Annotated in this window: 11 protein-coding genes and 1 riboswitch; of the genes, 5 read left to right on the top strand and 6 right to left on the bottom strand. The window is 61.1% G+C overall.

Features of this window, described 5'->3' with window-relative positions; genetic code table 11:
• The 4 genes from cobN to AP059_RS12880 all read right to left on the bottom strand — a co-directional run bounded on the left by cobN (position 1) and on the right by AP059_RS12880 (position 8,272).
• Entirely contained in the window at positions 1-3,771 is a 3,771-nt protein-coding gene (cobN, locus tag AP059_RS12895; RefSeq protein WP_059763273.1) for a cobaltochelatase subunit CobN, read from the bottom strand.
• Positions 3,772-3,774: 3 nt separating this feature from the next.
• Entirely contained in the window at positions 3,775-4,848 is a 1,074-nt protein-coding gene (cobW, locus tag AP059_RS12890; RefSeq protein WP_059763274.1) for a cobalamin biosynthesis protein CobW, read from the bottom strand.
• 93 nt (positions 4,849-4,941) lie between these two features.
• A riboswitch (cobalamin riboswitch) is annotated at positions 4,942-5,140 on the bottom strand.
• A 44-nt stretch (positions 5,141-5,184) separates the two neighbouring features.
• Complete coding sequence (locus AP059_RS12885) at positions 5,185-6,750, bottom strand: amidase (protein WP_059763275.1); 1,566 nt, start codon at positions 6,748-6,750, stop codon at positions 5,185-5,187.
• A gap of 85 nt (positions 6,751-6,835) precedes the next feature.
• Positions 6,836-8,272 (bottom strand): coniferyl aldehyde dehydrogenase, encoded by a 1,437-nt coding sequence (locus tag AP059_RS12880; RefSeq protein ID WP_059763276.1) that lies wholly within the window; start codon positions 8,270-8,272, stop codon positions 6,836-6,838.
• Positions 8,273-8,467: 195 nt separating this feature from the next.
• Here AP059_RS12880 and AP059_RS12875 point away from each other — a divergent pair, with 195 nt between their 5' ends.
• From AP059_RS12875 to dmpG, 5 genes are all read left to right on the top strand, one after another.
• A complete protein-coding gene (locus tag AP059_RS12875; protein ID WP_059763277.1) occupies positions 8,468-9,448 on the top strand; it encodes a flavin reductase family protein in 981 nt (326 codons plus the stop codon).
• Positions 9,449-9,494: 46 nt separating this feature from the next.
• Complete coding sequence (locus AP059_RS12870; protein ID WP_059763278.1) at positions 9,495-10,268, top strand: glucose 1-dehydrogenase; 774 nt, start codon at positions 9,495-9,497, stop codon at positions 10,266-10,268.
• A gap of 80 nt (positions 10,269-10,348) precedes the next feature.
• Positions 10,349-11,140: a fumarylacetoacetate hydrolase family protein gene (locus tag AP059_RS12865; RefSeq protein WP_059763279.1), complete on the top strand. Its 792-nt coding sequence runs from the start codon at positions 10,349-10,351 to the stop codon at positions 11,138-11,140.
• Positions 11,141-11,162: 22 nt separating this feature from the next.
• A complete protein-coding gene (locus AP059_RS12860; RefSeq protein WP_059763392.1) occupies positions 11,163-12,092 on the top strand; it encodes an acetaldehyde dehydrogenase (acetylating) in 930 nt (309 codons plus the stop codon).
• Positions 12,093-12,102: 10 nt separating this feature from the next.
• Positions 12,103-13,125: a 4-hydroxy-2-oxovalerate aldolase gene (dmpG, locus tag AP059_RS12855; protein ID WP_059763280.1), complete on the top strand. Its 1,023-nt coding sequence runs from the start codon at positions 12,103-12,105 to the stop codon at positions 13,123-13,125.
• A gap of 73 nt (positions 13,126-13,198) precedes the next feature.
• Here the strand turns inward: dmpG and AP059_RS12850 are convergent, their stop codons facing one another.
• Complete coding sequence (locus AP059_RS12850) at positions 13,199-14,281, bottom strand: NAD(P)H-dependent flavin oxidoreductase (RefSeq protein ID WP_059763281.1); 1,083 nt, start codon at positions 14,279-14,281, stop codon at positions 13,199-13,201.
• A 111-nt stretch (positions 14,282-14,392) separates the two neighbouring features.
• Positions 14,393-15,961, bottom strand: coding sequence for a L,D-transpeptidase family protein (locus AP059_RS12845; protein ID WP_059763282.1), 1,569 nt, complete (start codon positions 15,959-15,961; stop codon positions 14,393-14,395).
• Positions 15,962-16,020: the final 59 nt, after the last annotated feature.

Below are 16,020 nucleotides of genomic sequence, written 5' to 3'. Positions count from 1 at the left end.
TCAGTCTTCTTCAATGTCGAGCAGCAGGTTTTCCAACGCCTCGCGGTACTCACCCGGCTCACGCCACAATCCACGCTGCTGGGCTTCCAGCAGGCGTTCGGTCATGTCGCGCAGGGCGTGCGGGTTGTGTTGCTGCACGAACTGGCGTGTGTCGCCATCCAGCAAGTAGGCATCAGCAAGCAACGCGTACTGATGATCGTCGATCAAATGCGTGGTGGCATCGAACGCAAACACATTGTCCAGCGTGGCGGCCATTTCAAACGCGCCTTTATAGCCGTGACGCTTAACCCCCTCGATCCACTTGGGGTTGGCGGCACGCGAACGGATCACCCGGTTCAGCTCTTCTTTGAGGGTACGGATTTTAGGCAAATCGGGCTGGCTGTGGTCGCCGTGATAGCTGGCCGCCGATTGACCGCTCAAGCTTTCCACGGCCGCCAGCATGCCACCCTGGAACTGGTAGTAATCATTAGAGTCGAGCAGATCATGCTCGCGGTTGTCCTGATTGTGCACCACGGCCTGTACCTGGCTCAGGCGCTGGGCGAACTGGTCACGCGCGGCCGTGCCTTCATCGGCACCGCCATACGCATAACCGCCCCAGTTCAGGTACACCTCGGCCAGGTCCTCACGGCTCTGCCACACGCGCCCATCAATGGCATTTTGCACCCCGGCGCCATAAGCTCCGGGCTTGGCCCCGAATATGCGCCAGCCCGCCTGGCGTGCAGCGGCTTGCGGCGCAATGCCTTCGCGCTCCAATTGCTCGCGCTCGGCACGCACTTTGGCCGCCAGCGGATTCAGTTCATCCGGTTCATCCAACGCCGCCACGGCTTGCACGGCGGCGTCAAACAGGCGAATAAGGTTGGCAAAGGCATCACGAAAGAACCCGGACACCCGCAGCGTCACATCGACACGCGGCCGGTCGAGCAGGCTGACCGGCAGGATTTCAAAGTCATCCACCCGCTGGCTGCCCGTGGCCCACACCGGGCGTACGCCCATCAGTGCCATGGCTTGCGCGATGTCATCACCGCCCGTGCGCATGGTGGCCGTGCCCCACACTGACAGTCCCAACTGACGCAGATGGTCGCCGTGGTCTTGCAAATGGCGTTCGAGGATCAGATTGGCCGATTGAAAACCGATGCGCCACGCAGTGGTGGTAGGCAGGTTGCGCACATCCACCGAAAAGAAATTGCGCCCGGTGGGCAATACATCCAGTCGCCCGCGGCTCGGTGCGCCACTGGGGCCGGCGGGTACAAAGCGTCCCTGCAAGGCATCGAGCAAACCTTGCATTTCGGCCGGGCCGCAGGCATCCAGACGCGGGGCGACCACCTCACGCAAGGCGTCAAAAATGCTCTGCACTTCGCACCATTGCTCGCCGTCAGGCAGGTGCAATTGACCGTCTAACGCCTGCTCGATCAATTGCGCGGCATACAGTTCAAGGCGCTCACGGGTATCACCTGCGGTGCGCCAAAGCGCCTCACTGACCGCCCGCAACACCGCCGGTCGGGGCGCTGTCCACGGTTCGGCCAGGGCGCAATCGAGCGGGTCAAAGCCCAGTTCGAATGCCTTGGCCAGCGCACGCAATACGCTGGACTGCGCCCCACGTCCGTTGCCACGCGGAATGCGTAACAACGCCAATAGCGTGTCGATGCGCAAACGGCCGCTGGGCGATTCGCCGAAGATGTGCAGTCCGTCGCGTATTTGCGACTCTTTGAGGTCGCACAGGTAGGTGTCGAGCCGCGGTAGCCAGATCGCAGCATCGGCATCGCTGTCGAGCTTTTCATCCAGTTGTAATTCGCGGTCGATATGGGTTTCGCGCACCAGCTTCAGAATGTCGCGTTGCAACTCACGCGCGCGCCGCGGGTCCAGCAGTTGGGCTTCGTAATACTCGTCAGCCAACAGCTCCAGATCGCGCAACGGGCCATAGGTTTCAGCACGGGTCAGTGGCGGCATGAGGTGGTCGATGATCACCGCCTGCGTCCGGCGTTTGGCCTGCGCGCCCTCGCCCGGGTCATTCACGATGAACGGGTAGACATTGGGCAGCGGGCCGAGCAGTGCGTCAGGCCAGCAGTGCTCTGAAAGACCGACGCCCTTACCCGGCAACCATTCCAGATTGCCGTGTTTGCCGACGTGGACCACGGCGTGCGCGCCGTAGGTGTGACGCAGCCAAAAGTAGAACGCCAGATACGCGTGCGGCGGCACCAAGTCCGGGTCATGGTAGACCGCGCTGGCGTCCACTTGGTAGCCACGGGCGGGCTGAATACCGACAAAGGTCTGGCCAAATCGCAGGCCGGCGATCATCAGCCGCCCACTGCGAAACATTGGATCGTTTTCAGGGCTGCCCCACCGTTCCAGCACGGCGCGCTGATTGGCTTGAGGCAAGGCCCTGAACATGGCGCCGTATTCGTCCAGCCCCATGCTTTGATGGCAAGGTCGCAGGTCAAGGCTGTCCAGGTCATTACTGACGCCGCCAAGCAAGGCGTGAATAAGCGCGGTGCCACTGTCGGGCAGGTCGGCGTCGAGCGGATAACCCTGCGCCTGCAACGCGCGCAATATATTCAACGCGGCGGCCGGGGTGTCCAGCCCTACCCCGTTGCCGATACGACCGTCACGGGTCGGGTAGTTGGCCAGAATCAGGGCAATGCGCTTTTGCGCATTGGGCACCCGTGCCAGCTCAACCCAGCGCCGCGCCAGGTGTGCGACAAAGTCCATGCGCTCCGGTTGCGCGCGGTAGCACACCACATCTGACTGGCTGCGCTCGCTGCGCCAGGCCAGGTCTTTGAAACTGATGGGGCGGCTGATGATGCGCCCGTCCAGTTCCGGCAAGGCTATGTGCATCGCCAGATCACGCGGGCCAAGGCCCTGTTCGCTGGCGCGCCAGCCTGGCTCGTTGTCTTGGGCGCAAATGGCTTGAATCACCGGGATGTTGCGCCTAAATGGCCGCAGGTGCGGCGCTTCGGGGCTTGATTGAGCAAACCCGGTGGTATTGAGAATGACCCCGGCTTCAACTTGATCCAGCAGGTCCTGCACCACCGCCAGACAACCGGGTTCCTTAAGACTGGCCACGGCGATGGGCAACGGATTCAATCCGGCCTGTTGCAGGCGCTGGCAAAACACATCGACAAACGCCGTGTTGGCCGCTTGCAAGTGCGAGCGATAGAACAGCAACGCCGCCACCGGGTAGTCGGGGTGCCAGTCGGCTTGCCAGTCCTTGAGCTGTGGGCTGGAATGCGCGGGGTGATAGATCGCGGTGCGCGGCAATGTTTGCGGCGCGTCCCACGCATAGTCGCGGTCCAGCCATTGCTGGGCCAGGCAGTTATACAGTTGCAGTGCGTTGTGTCGCCCGCCCTGACGCAAAAAATGCCACAAGCGTTCAGCCTGTTCAGGCGCAACCGTGCTCAGCGCGCTGAGTTCCGGGTCGGGGCGATCGTCACCGGGCACCAGGATCAGCGTGACCCCGCGCTCGGCCAACTGCATCAGTTGTTCTATGCCGTAGCGCCAATAGCCAATCCCGCCGTGCAGCGACAGCACAATGACTTTGGCGTGTTGCAGCACCTGATCGACATATAAGTCGACCGAGGCATGATTTTGGACCTGCATCGGGTTGGCCAGACGCAGGCTGGGATAGTCGTGCGGCAACTGCTGGGCCGCTTCGGCCAACAGCGCCAGGCTTGAGTCGCCGCTGCACAGGATCACCAGCTCGGCGGGGGTTTGCCCCAGGTCAGCAATGTTGTCGTCTGATACAAAGCCGCCGGGTTGGGTCCTGAGCAAATGCATGGTTTAAGCGCTCAACGCTGTACGCAGGGACGCTTCGAGCAGGGCGGCGTCCAGGTCCTGGCCAATCAGCACCAGCTTGGTCACACGGCTTTCATCAGCGCCCCAGGCGCGGTCGAAATGCTTGTCAAAACGCGTGCCCACACCCTGGATCAGCAAGCGCATCGGTTTGCCAGGAATCGCAGCAAAACCTTTAACCCGCAAAATGCCGTGCTTGATCACCAGTTGGGTCAAGGCGTCCAGCAGGACTCGCTCTTCGGCTTGCGGCAATTGGATGGAAATGGAGTCGAAGGCATCGTGGTCGTGGTCGTGGTCGTCATGGTCATCGCCATCATGATGATGGTCGTGATGACTGTGGCGGCTGTCGATGTGTTCTTCCGAGCCGTTGCCCAGGCCCAACAGCACGTCCAGCGGCAGGCGACCGCTGCTGGCTTCGATGATTTTCACTGCAGGCGGCAGCTCTTCGGCAACTTCTGCGCGCACCTTGGCCAGGTCCTGCGGGTTGATCAGGTCGGCTTTGTTGAGAATCACCAGGTCGGCGCTGGCCAGTTGATCGGCAAACAACTCATGCAACGGTGATTCGTGGTCCAGGTTAGGGTCCAGTTTGCGCTGGGCGTCGACTTGATCCGGGAACGCGGCAAACGTACCGGCCGCAACGGCCGGGCTGTCGACCACGGTAATCACCGCATCAACGGTGCAGGCACTGCGGATTTCTGGCCACTGGAACGCCTGGACCAGCGGTTTTGGCAGTGCCAGACCCGAGGTTTCGATCAGGATGTGGTCGATGTCGCCACGGCGTGCCACCAATTCGCGCATCACCGGGAAGAATTCTTCCTGCACGGTGCAGCACAGACAGCCGTTAGCCAGTTCATACACACGGCCGTTGGCTTCTTCTTCGGTGCAACCGATGGTGCACTGCTTGAGGATTTCACCATCAATGCCCAGCTCGCCGAACTCGTTGACGATCACCGCAATGCGTCGACCCTGTGCGTTGTCGAGCATGTGACGCAGCAAGGTGGTTTTGCCCGAGCCGAGGAAGCCGGTAACGATCGTGACGGGGATTTTGGCCAGTGTTTTCATCGGATGCCCTTTGGCAAAGCGGCGGGCATACGGGACGACGACCGCAGCCAGTGTGCGGTCGTTTTCGCCACCGGATCACCCCGCCCGGTTGAAGTAAGAAACAGTCACGAGGCAGGTCTCCTGGCTTACGGCTGGGCCTCAGCCAGTGGCTGTGCCCCTCCTTGCGCCTTCCCGCGGATCAGGCAGTGGCGATGCAAGGCAATTGACCGTTTACAGTTGCGGGGGCAGCCGCGGCATACCGCGTTCCCTTCTTAGCTTCGCGTGGCGAAGAACCTCGAACGCGCAAGGCTACGCAGTGCGTTGTGACAGGTCAATGTTAAGCCGCAAGGTGGCGCCTCACACGCGGGGTAATTTAGCCCAAGGGCGCTGTTGCTCAAGCTGCGCGCCCATGCGCAGCAAGACGTCTTCACCCCCCAGCGGCGCGGTGAACATCATGCCTATCGGCATGCCGTTGTCACTCATGCCGACCGGCAGGGACAGGGCCGGTTGCCCGCTGACATTGGCCAGCACGGTGAAACTGGCGCTGCCCATCGCGTTGTGGGCGTAACTGTCCCACGGCTGATTGAGGCTCAGCAGGCCCAGTTCGGGCGTCACATTGGCGGTGACCGGGGACAGGATCAGGTCATAGGTCTGAAATTGGTCTTCCATGTAGGCACCAATGGTCTCGAAGGCTTGCCGCGCGCGGTACAGGCCCTCCCCCGTGACTTTTTGAGCGTTGCCCAGCACCACCTGCGTGATGCGTTCAAGGTCTTGGGGGGTGGCGCTGCGGCCCAGCGTTTGTTCGCGGTCGTGCACCAGGGTCAGCAGCGCCTGACCAATGACTGAGCCGTGGGCACCAAACAGTTGCCGTGGGTCGATCTGCAAACGTAATTGCTCAACGTTATGGCCCATTGCCGATAGGCGCTGCGCCGTGTCATCCAGCACCTTGGCGACAGCCGGGTCCAGCGGCGCGCCGGTCAGCGAGTCGCGTACCAGCGCGATACGCAAGCGACCCGGCGCGGCGCGCAACTCCTCGACATACGGGCGCACCAGCGGCTTGGCCCAATAGGGACTGGCGTGTTCATGGCCTTGACCCACGTCCAGAAATAACGCCATGTCCCGCACATTGCGCGTGACCACATTGCCCACGCTGGCCCCGAACCAGCCTTCGTATTTGCCTGGTCCGCTGGGGGTGCGATAGCGGCTGGGTTTGAGCCCCACCAGCCCGCAATACGAGGCCGGAATACGAATCGAGCCGCCGCCATCGGTGGCATGGGCCACCGGCACAATGCCTGCGGCCACCGCCGCCGCGGCGCCCCCTGATGAACCGCCAGCGCTCATCGCCAGGTTCCACGGGTTGCGCGTTTGGCCCCACAGCAAGGACTCGGTGGTGGTGGTCAGGCCAAATTCCGGGCACGTGGTTTTACCAAACGGTACGGCTCCGGCGGCTTGATAACGGGCGATCAGGGTGCTGGTGTGCTCAGCGTCGGGGGCGTCCTTGAACAGGCGGCAACCATTGCTGGTAGGTGTGCCTTGAAGGTACGTGTTGAGGTCCTTGAGCAGTATCGGCACCCCGGCCAGCGCACCCGTCGTAGACCCGCCGCTGGCCTCACGCGCCTTGAGCAGCGCGTGGGCGTATTGATCGTGACGCATATTGACGGCGTTGACCTTAGGGTTAACGGCATCACAACGGGCCATGGCCGCTGCCAACAAATGCTGCGGGCTGACCTCGCCTTTACGCACCGCCTCGGCCATGTCCCAGGCGTCCATCGCCCCATACTCACTGGGGGTGATTGCCGACGGGCTGGCTGCCTGGGCAAAGCGCCCCAACAGAGCAGCCCCGACGGCCACAGCACCGGCTTTAAGGACATGACGACGGGGCCAACCGGCGCAGGTTAGAGCGTCTTCGACAGGGTTGTGCAAGGGTGTTCTCCAGTCCGGGTTTTATTATTGTGAGAGCGCTTAACGCACAGGCACTGGCGAAGGCTGCGATCGGTTGATCGTCGGCCTAATCAGCCGTGACCATTGCTTGCAGGGTCGTTAAAAAGTGTTCGCCGTACGGGGGCAGCAATCCCCACTCGCGGCGCGGATCGTGCGCCGGGGCTTTGAATACGGTGCGCATGTGGCTGAATTCAAGAAAGCCCTCGCGACCGTGATAGTGGCCCATGCCAGAGGCGCCGATCCCGCCAAACGGGGCATCGTGCATGGCGGCATGCATCATCACGTCATTGAGGGTCACGCCACCCGAGTGGGTGCGTTGTAGCACGTAACGCTGCTCTTGCTCACTCTGGCCAAAGTAGTACAGCGCCAGCGGCCGTTCGCGGCTGTGAATGTCGGCCAGCGCTTGGTCCAACTGCTGATAGGGCAACACCACCAGCGCCGGGCCGAAGATTTCTTCGTGCAGGATCTGGCTGTCGCAGGGCGGATTGACCACGACCTGCAACGGACGACGGCGCTGCTGTTCATCGGCCGCGAGTGCTTGCGGGAAAGATTCCACGCGTGCACCGCGTTCGCGGGCGTCCTGTACATAGCCTTCGACGCGTTGCAAATGCCGGGCATTGACCACTGCGACCACGTCCGGATTGTCTTCGATGCTCGCAAACAGTTCGCCATAGGCGGTGCCGAGGGCGCCGATAAAGTCCTCCAGCAACGCTGCGGGCACATACACCACATCGGGGTTGATGCAAATTTGCCCGCCATTGTTGGCCTTGGCCGCCGCAATGCTGAATGCGGCCTTAGCCAGATCAGCCGTGCGGGAGATGATTACCGGCGATTTACCGCCCAACTCCAGCGTCAACGGCACCAGGTGTTGCGCCGCGTTGCGCATCACTGAACGGCCCACGGCCGTACTTCCGGTAAACACCAGGTGGTCGAACGGTTGCGAGGTGAATGCCTGCGCGAACTCGGCGTCACCGTTAACCACGGCGATTTCCAGCGGGTCGAAATACGCGGCAAAGGCTTGCGCCAATACCTGGGCTGTACGCGGCACCACCTCCGAGGGCTTGAGAATGGCCCGGTTGCCCGCCGCCAGCACACAGGCCAACGGGCTGAGCACGGTAAACAGCGGCGCATTCCAGGTGCCCATAATCCCGACGGTGCCCTTGGGTTGGTGCATGACCCACGCCTTGGCGCCCAGCTGGTCATAAGGCGCAAACACGTGGCGCGGCTCGTCTTCCATCCAGTGCTGTAGATGGTCGCGCGCGTATTTGAGTGACGCCAGGGAGCCGAGCACATCATTGATCAGCGAAAAACCCTGGGGCCGGCCTCCAAAGTCGGCATCCATCGCTTCAATCAGCGGTTGCTGATAGCGCACCAACAGCTCGATCACTCGCTGCAAGCGTTCACAACGCTGCTCGGCGCTGACATGACCATGGGCAACGAAGGCTTTCTTTTGCGCCGTCAATACTTGTGACAGCTGCGCGGGCGTGGTGTGCGTGGAGGTCATGCGCCAATCCTCTTCAAAGACAATGCGGGCGGTTTTTACTGCCGCTTCGATGGGTCGAACCTAGCCAATAACTGCGCGTAAAACCTCGTCCAATCGGACGATAATCGGCCGTTTCCGTTAGTCCATAGAGACGATGTAACCCGCGCTCAAGGGGCGAATACTGCGAGCACGAAAATTCAATCCATGAGGTTCGTCATGGCAATGCAAAGCAGCTTCGATCCGCAGGCGTTTCGCACCGCGCTCGGCACGTTCACCACCGGAGTGACGATCATCACGACCCAGGCTGAGGACGGTTCGCCCATCGGCATCACCGCCAACAGTTTCAACTCGGTGTCGCTTAACCCACCGCTGGTGCTGTGGAGCCTGGCCAAGACAGCGCGCAGCCTGCCGGTGTTCAGTTCCGGCAAGCACTGGAACGTGCACGTACTGTCAACCGAGCAAGAACCGTTGTCGGGTCGATTCGCCATGCAGGGCGAGAACAAGTTCGCCGAAATCCAGCTCGACAACGGCATCAGCGAAGCGCCGCTGTTGCAAGACTGCACGGCTCGCTTTCAATGCCGCACCGCCTTTCAATACGAGGGCGGCGACCATGTGATTTTTGTCGGTGAAGTACTGGCCTTCGATCACAGCGACCGTGCGCCGCTGGCGTTTCAAAGCGGTCAATATGCGCTGGCAACCCGCAAACCGCGCAGTGAACTGCGCCTGGCGACCACTCCGCCGCCGCCAGAATGCAGCTACACCGAGGACCTGCTCGGCTACTTGCTAGGGCGGGCACACTACCAACTGCTGGATGCCTTGCACCGTTTGCTGAGCAATCAGCAATTGGACGAGCACGCGTTTTTCATCCTGTCCGTGTTGTGCATTCGCGACAACCTGACGCTGCATGACATCAATACGTTCGTCAGCTACACCGGGCATGTGGTCACGCTCGCCAGCATGCGCTTTCTGGAAAAGCAACATATGGTCGCGGTGGAAGGCAACAGCCAGTCACCGCGTTACGTGTTGACCGCCACCGGACGAGAAGCGTCCGTGCAACAGTTGGCATTGGCCAAGGCGGTAGAGCAAAACCTTGCAGCCAAACTCGGGCCGGGCGATGCACAGGCCCTTAAAGTGCTGCTCAAACGTTTGATTGCGGCCAGCGATCCAGGCTTGCCCGACCTGTGGGCGCCGCGCTAAGGCTTGAGCATGATGCAAAGGCCATCCAACCCTTAAAAGGAGTCTTATGAACATTCTTCAACGCTTCAGCCTGACGGGCAGCGTGGCCGTGGTTACGGGCGCCGGGCGTGGCATTGGCCGGGCGATTGCCTTGGCTTACGCACAAGCAGGCGCCGATGTGGTGCTGGCTGCACGCACCCTGAGCGACGTAGAACGCGTGGCGCAAGAGATACGCACGCTGGGCTGCCGCGCACTGGCCGTGAGCTGCGACGTGAATGACGCAGAACAGCGAATCGCCCTTATTACCCAGGCTCGCGAACACATGGGCCGCATCACTCATTTGGTCAACAACGCCGGTGGCGCAGGACCTAACGATCCATTGACGCTAAGCATTGAGCGCTTTGAAGACATCATGCGTTTCAATGTGTCCTCGGCGTATCACCTGTGCCAGCTGTGCGTGCCGCACATGCGCGATGCAGGCAGCGGCAACATCATCAACATCACCTCAGGCGCGGCACGTTACGCACAAACGCAGTTCAGTGCCTATGGCACCGCCAAGGCTGCGCTGAGCCACATGACCCGCTTGCTCGCGCAGGATTTTGCGCCATTGGTGCGGGTGAACGCGATTGCTCCGGGGCCGATCCTCACCGATGCGCTGAACCGTGTACTGCCAGAACCCATGCGCGACGGCATGGTGCGGGCCACACCGTTGCAAAGCCTGGGTGAACCCGAAGACATCAGTGCCGCAGCGCTGTACCTCGCCTCCCCGGCCTCACGCTGGGTGACCGGCAAAATCATCGAAGTGGACGGCGGCGCTGAATCGAGTGTGTGGCCGGGCTGAGCGTGGCGCCACCTTCACCCATCGCCTGCGACAACGGCTACGGCCCGTGTGATTAACCCGTTATGAGCAGAGAGAGATTCATGGACGCCACATTGATTGAAGCCCTGGGCGATGAGTTGTTTCACGCCCTGCGCGAGCGCCGTAGCGTGCCCCCCCTGACGCAGCGTTACCCGAACCTCACACTTGAAACGGCCTATCAGATTTCCCTGCGGTTCTTGCAACGCCGCGAGACCTTGGGCGAGCAAGTAGTCGGCAAAAAAATCGGCGTCACCAGCCGCGCGGTGCAAGACATGCTCGATGTGCATCAGCCCGACTTCGGCTTTTTGACCCACCGCATGCACGTCGCCAATGACAGCGAGGTGAGCTTTCACAGCCACCATCTGGTGCAACCCCGGGCGGAAGGCGAGATCGCGTTTATCCTCGGCGAAGACCTGAACGGCCCCGGCATCACTGCCCAAGACGTGATGGCTGCCACGCAATGGGTTGCGCCGTGTTTTGAGATCGTCGACTCGCGCATTGTTGACTGGAAGATCCGCATTCAGGACACGGTGGCCGATAACGCCTCTTGCGGCGTATTTGCTTTGGGCGATGAGCGCATCAATCCGCGAGAGCTGGACTTGGCCAAGGTCGAGCTTAACCTGCTCAAAAATGGCCTGCCCGCCGGTCAGGGTTTGGGTTCTGCGGTACAGGGCCACCCGTGCGCAGCCGTGGCTTGGCTGGCGAATACGCTGGGTAAATTCGACATCCCGTTTCGCAAAGGCGAAATCATCCTTTCCGGTGCCTTGGCCCCGCTGGTGCCGGTGCAGCCTGGCGATCACGTCAGCCTGAGCCTCAGCGGCCTGGGCAGCGCCCGCCTGCGTTTTGTGTCCTGAACCTGTGATCGAGACCTTGATGATGACTAAAAAAATCAAATGTGCCCTCATCGGGCCGGGCAATATCGGCACCGACCTGCTCTACAAATTATTGCGCAGCGAGGTGCTGGAGCCGGTATGGATGGTGGGCATCGACGCCACCTCCGAGGGCCTTGTGCGGGCACGAGCGATGGGCCTGAAAACCACCAGCGACGGGGTCGACGGGCTGCTTGCGCACGTACTGGAAGACAACATCCAGATCGCATTCGACGCAACTTCGGCCTATGCCCACGCGCAAAACAGCCACACGCTCAATGCCCTCGGCGTGCTGATGATTGATTTGACCCCAGCGGCCATCGGACCGTACTGCGTACCGCCGGTGAACCTCAAGTCCGGCCTCATGCGCGGGGCGATGAACGTCAACATGGTGACGTGTGGCGGGCAGGCCACGATTCCGTTGGTGGCGGCTGTCTCAAGTGTGCAGCCGGTGGCCTATGCCGAAATTATCGCCACGGCAGCGTCGAAGTCCGTCGGCCCTGGCACGCGCAAAAACATCGATGAGTTCACCCGCACCACCGCCAGTGCCATCGAACAGGTGGGCGGCGCAAAAAAAGGCAAAGCCATCATCATCGTCAACCCGGCCGAGCCGCCGTTGATCATGCGCGACACCGTGCACTGCCTGACTGAAACCGAGCCAGATCAGGCCGCCATCCGCCTGGCCATTGCCAGCATGATCGAACAGGTTCAGCGCTACGTGCCGGGCTACAAACTGGTTAACGGCCCGGTATTTGACGGCAACCGGGTCTCGATTTTCATGGAGGTCGAGGGCCTGGGCGACTACCTGCCCACGTACGCTGGCAACCTCGACATCATGACCGCCGCGGCGGCACGTACCGCTGAAATGTTCGCCGAGGAAATCCTCAACGGCGAACGGCAACTCAGCGCCAGCGCCTCACAACCTGCCCTCGCTTAAGGAGTCGACCATGGACCTACGCGGTAAAAGAATCACCGTGCACGACATGTGCCTGCGCGACGGCATGCACCCCAAACGTCACCAGATCAGCCTGCAACAAATGCAGGACATTGCCTGCGGCCTTGATACCGCGGGCGTGCCCTTGATTGAAGTCACGCACGGCGATGGTTTGGGAGGCAGTTCGGTGAATTACGGCTTCCCGGCACACACCGATGAACAGTACCTGTCAGCCGTGATCCCGCTGATGACGCAGGCCAAAGTGTCCGCGCTGCTGCTACCGGGGATTGGTACGGTGGACCACCTGCAAATGGCCTTTGAGCTGGGCGTCCACACGATTCGGGTGGCCACCCATTGCACGGAGGCAGATGTCTCACAGCAGCACATTGAATACGCCCGAACCCTGGGCATGGACACTGTGGGCTTCTTGATGATGGCGCACATGAACAGTGCCGAAGGGCTGGTCAAGCAAGGCAAGCTGATGGAAAGCTACGGCGCCAATTGCGTTTACCTCACCGATTCTGCGGGTTACATGCTGCCCCACGACATTCAGGCACGCGTGAGTGCCCTGCGCGCGGCGCTGCACCCGGACACGGAGATCGGTTTTCACGGCCATCACAATTTGTCGATGGGCGTGTCCAACTCCATTGCGGCTATTGCAGCAGGTGCGACACGCATCGATGCAGCCGCTGCGGGGTTGGGCGCAGGGGCTGGCAATACGCCGATGGAGATCCTGATCGCCGTGTGTGAGCGCATGGGCATCGAAACCGGAGTCAGTGTGTTTGGTATTCAGGACGTAGCCGAAGATCTGGTGGTGCCTATCATGGACTTCCCGATCCGCAGCGACCGCGATGCCCTGACGATGGGTTATGCCGGGGTTTACGGTTCGTTCTTGCTGTTTGCCAAGCGTGCCGAACAGAAATACGGCGTGCCCGCGCGCGAGATCCTGGTGGAGATGGGCCGTCGCGGCATGGTCGGCGGTCAGGAAGACATGATCGAAGACACCGCCATGACCCTGGCGCGGCAACGCGCCTGATCCAGCTCATACCAAAGACGCAGGTGCCAGTGCGCCAGCGCCTTTGGCGTGTTAGCGAACAAAACACTCGGCCTTAGGCTGGGCGGCGTGCGGCATACGCATCGATCAATGTGCGTGTCAGCTCATAAGAGGACAGCTCGGCAGTACGCCCTGGGCTTAACGTAAAGCCCTGGCCCGCCCACAGGTTAATGAAGTCGCCTGAACCGTGGGGTTCGGTTTTGGCTTTGAGCGCCAACAACACCCCGCCGGCCAACGGAAAGGCCGGCGCCTGAGGGTTGATCGGGCCCAGTTCGCGCATCACCCGATTGACGATCCCGCGCGCCGGGCGCCCGGTAAACAGATTGGTCAGCGCCGTTTGGCTGCCACTGGCTTCGCGCAGGGCGCGGCGATGCGGTTGCGTCAACTTGGCCTGCGGGCAAAACAGATACGCCGTACCGATTTGTACGGCACTGGCGCCTAACGCAAACGCGGCTGCGATGCCCCTGGCATCAGCAATCCCGCCTGCGGCAATGACAGGCACACCCACCGCGTCAACGATCTGCGGCACCAAGGCGAACGTACCGATTTGCGTGCTCAGCTCATCACTCAAGAACATCGCCCGGTGGCCACCGGCTTCGTAGCCCATCGCAATAATTGCGTCGCAGCCGTGGCGCTCCAACCATATCGCCTCCTGCACCGTGGTGGCCGAACTCAGCACTTTTGCCCCACAGGCTTTAACCCGTGCCAAGAGCTGCGGGGCCGGTAAACCGAAATGAAAACTCACCACTTGCGGGCGTAACTCTTCGACCAGCGCGCACGTCGCCTCGTCAAACGGTGCACGGCTTGACACGGGAGTAGGCGCATCATAATCGACACCCAATTCTTGGTAGTACGCCTTGAACAGCGACTTCCACTGCTGGGCACGACCTTCATCATGGGCGGGTGACGGGTGGCAAAAGAAGTTGAGGTTCAGGGGTTGATCGCACGCCTCACGAAAAGCTGCAACCTCGGCACGAATCGAGTCCAACGTCAGCGTGGCACACGCCAGAGACCCCAACCCACCTGCCTGCGCCACGCCGATCATGAGATCGGCGCCCGCCCCCAACATCGGTGCTTGAATGATCGGCGCGCTAATACCTGCCAATTCAATAAAGCGTGAATCCGGCCAACCGTTCATGCGGGTATCTCCAGAGTCGATCATCAGAAAAAAGTGAATTGAAGCGCGCCAAGGGACTTGAGTGATTCAAATCCGGGGTGCCTGCCACCCCGGTACATAGGCGAACCCTGACTACGGGGCTGGGGACTTGCTGACAAGCGCCGCAATCAGCGCTGGATCGTGGTCATAGATGTCCGGGGCGAAGGACACTTTACCGTCCTTGTCGGCTTGTGCGGTCCAGTAGGTCATCAAGATGGGCACGGGTTGTGCCAGTCGAAACTCATGGGTGCGGCCGGTACTGAGCAGTTCTTCGGTGCGGGCTTTTTCCGCAGGATTGACCAGCCAGTCACGCAATTCAAACGCCGACTCAACCCGCACGCAACCCGAACTGAAGGCGCGTGGGCCTTTACTGAACAGTGCCTGGCTCGGTGTGTCATGCAAATACACCGAGAACGGGTTAGGGAAGCGCACCACAATTTTGCCCAGCGGATTGCGCGGGCCTGCCCCCTGGCGCAACAAGATATTGCCGGGGCGATCCCAGTTGACATCCTGAGCGGCCAGCACTTGCCCGTTGCTGTCGAGCACTTGCAAATCATGGCGGGCCAGATACGACTGATCACGGCGGATTTGCGGGAGTTTGTCCTGTTTGAAAATGGTCGGCGGAATGGTCCATGTGGGGTTCAGCGTCAACCGCGTGACGCGCGATTTCAACAAGGGTGTTTGTCGATCCGCCCTGCCCACCTGCGTTCGGGTCTGCCAAACCGGCACCCCATTCTGATAGACCATCAGCAGCGCCGCGGGCACATTGACCAACAAACTGGTGGGTTCGAAATCGTGCGCCATCCAGCGAAAACGCTCCAGGTTGATACGCAACTGATCACGCCGCATCTGTGGGCTGACGTTCATCTCTTTCAAGGTGCCCGGCCCGATGACCCCATCGGCTTGCAGCGAATGATCAAGTTGAAAACTCTTCACCGCAGCGGCCAACTCAGGCGAGTAGGTGTTGTTACTCACTTTGGGTAATGCGCTTAAATAGCCTTCGCTGAGCATGCGCTGCGCCAACACCGGCACCCGCGCATCCTGCATGCCGGGTTTAAGCAGGGGGCCACTGCCCACGACCGGCCACGTCGGCAAGGGTTGTTGGCGCAAACGTGCATAGACCTTGCGCAAGTTTTGATAACGCTCAAGCGCTGGGCGTGCCTGATCAAATGCACCGGCGACGTCCTGCACACCCGGCACCGCGAGGGCAAGAAGTGCCGCCTGGCGGTCCGGCATAACGTCGTTGGAGTGCCACACCGGCTCGAAGCGCGACTGGTTCAGACGACCGTAATGCAAGTCGTGCAGGGCTTGCAGGTAGTGCAGGCTGATGTCGATGTCGGCACACATGCCCTCGTTTTTGGGCAAGGCGTAGTGCGCGGGGTCAAGGCCATCATCCGCAAGCTGGGGCAACGCGGCCTGCAAGGCAGAAAGGCGACCGTTGACCGACCACACCGGCTGATAACTCTGGCCCTGGTAAAACCCCTGCAACAGTTGCTGAGTGGAGGCTGTCAGGCGCGGTGCCAACTGCGGGCAAACCTTGGACAGTTCTGCGGGCGCCACTTGCAGCAACGTGACGGGATCAACCGGCACTTCATCCGCCAGCGCGACCAATGGCGCTACAAGCAAGGCAAGGCTCAAGTAACATGCGTGTTTTTTGATCAACTGCTTTACTCCAATCCATGGCCATCCGGTAGATGGGGCACCGTATCACCCGTCGCACT

Origin of the sequence: Pseudomonas sp. TAA207 (genome assembly GCF_001529285.1) — a bacterium.
GTDB lineage: Bacteria > Pseudomonadota > Gammaproteobacteria > Pseudomonadales > Pseudomonadaceae > Aquipseudomonas > Aquipseudomonas weihenstephanensis.
This window is presented reverse-complemented; position numbering and strand designations above follow the sequence as displayed.

Excerpts from the sequence above, each read along its gene's own strand:
- AP059_RS12875 (WP_059763277.1), top strand. The coding sequence starts at position 8,468 with ATGGCAATGCAAAGCAGCTTCGATCCGCAGGCGTTTCGCACCGCGCTC.
- cobW (WP_059763274.1), bottom strand. The coding sequence starts at position 4,848 with ATGAAAACACTGGCCAAAATCCCCGTCACGATCGTTACCGGCTTCCTC.
- AP059_RS12850 (WP_059763281.1), bottom strand. The coding sequence starts at position 14,281 with ATGAACGGTTGGCCGGATTCACGCTTTATTGAATTGGCAGGTATTAGC.
- AP059_RS12865 (WP_059763279.1), top strand. The coding sequence starts at position 10,349 with ATGGACGCCACATTGATTGAAGCCCTGGGCGATGAGTTGTTTCACGCC.
- dmpG (WP_059763280.1), top strand. The coding sequence starts at position 12,103 with ATGGACCTACGCGGTAAAAGAATCACCGTGCACGACATGTGCCTGCGC.
- AP059_RS12870 (WP_059763278.1), top strand. The coding sequence starts at position 9,495 with ATGAACATTCTTCAACGCTTCAGCCTGACGGGCAGCGTGGCCGTGGTT.
- AP059_RS12880 (WP_059763276.1), bottom strand. The coding sequence starts at position 8,272 with ATGACCTCCACGCACACCACGCCCGCGCAGCTGTCACAAGTATTGACG.
- AP059_RS12860 (WP_059763392.1), top strand. The coding sequence starts at position 11,163 with ATGACTAAAAAAATCAAATGTGCCCTCATCGGGCCGGGCAATATCGGC.
- cobN (WP_059763273.1), bottom strand. The coding sequence starts at position 3,771 with ATGCATTTGCTCAGGACCCAACCCGGCGGCTTTGTATCAGACGACAAC.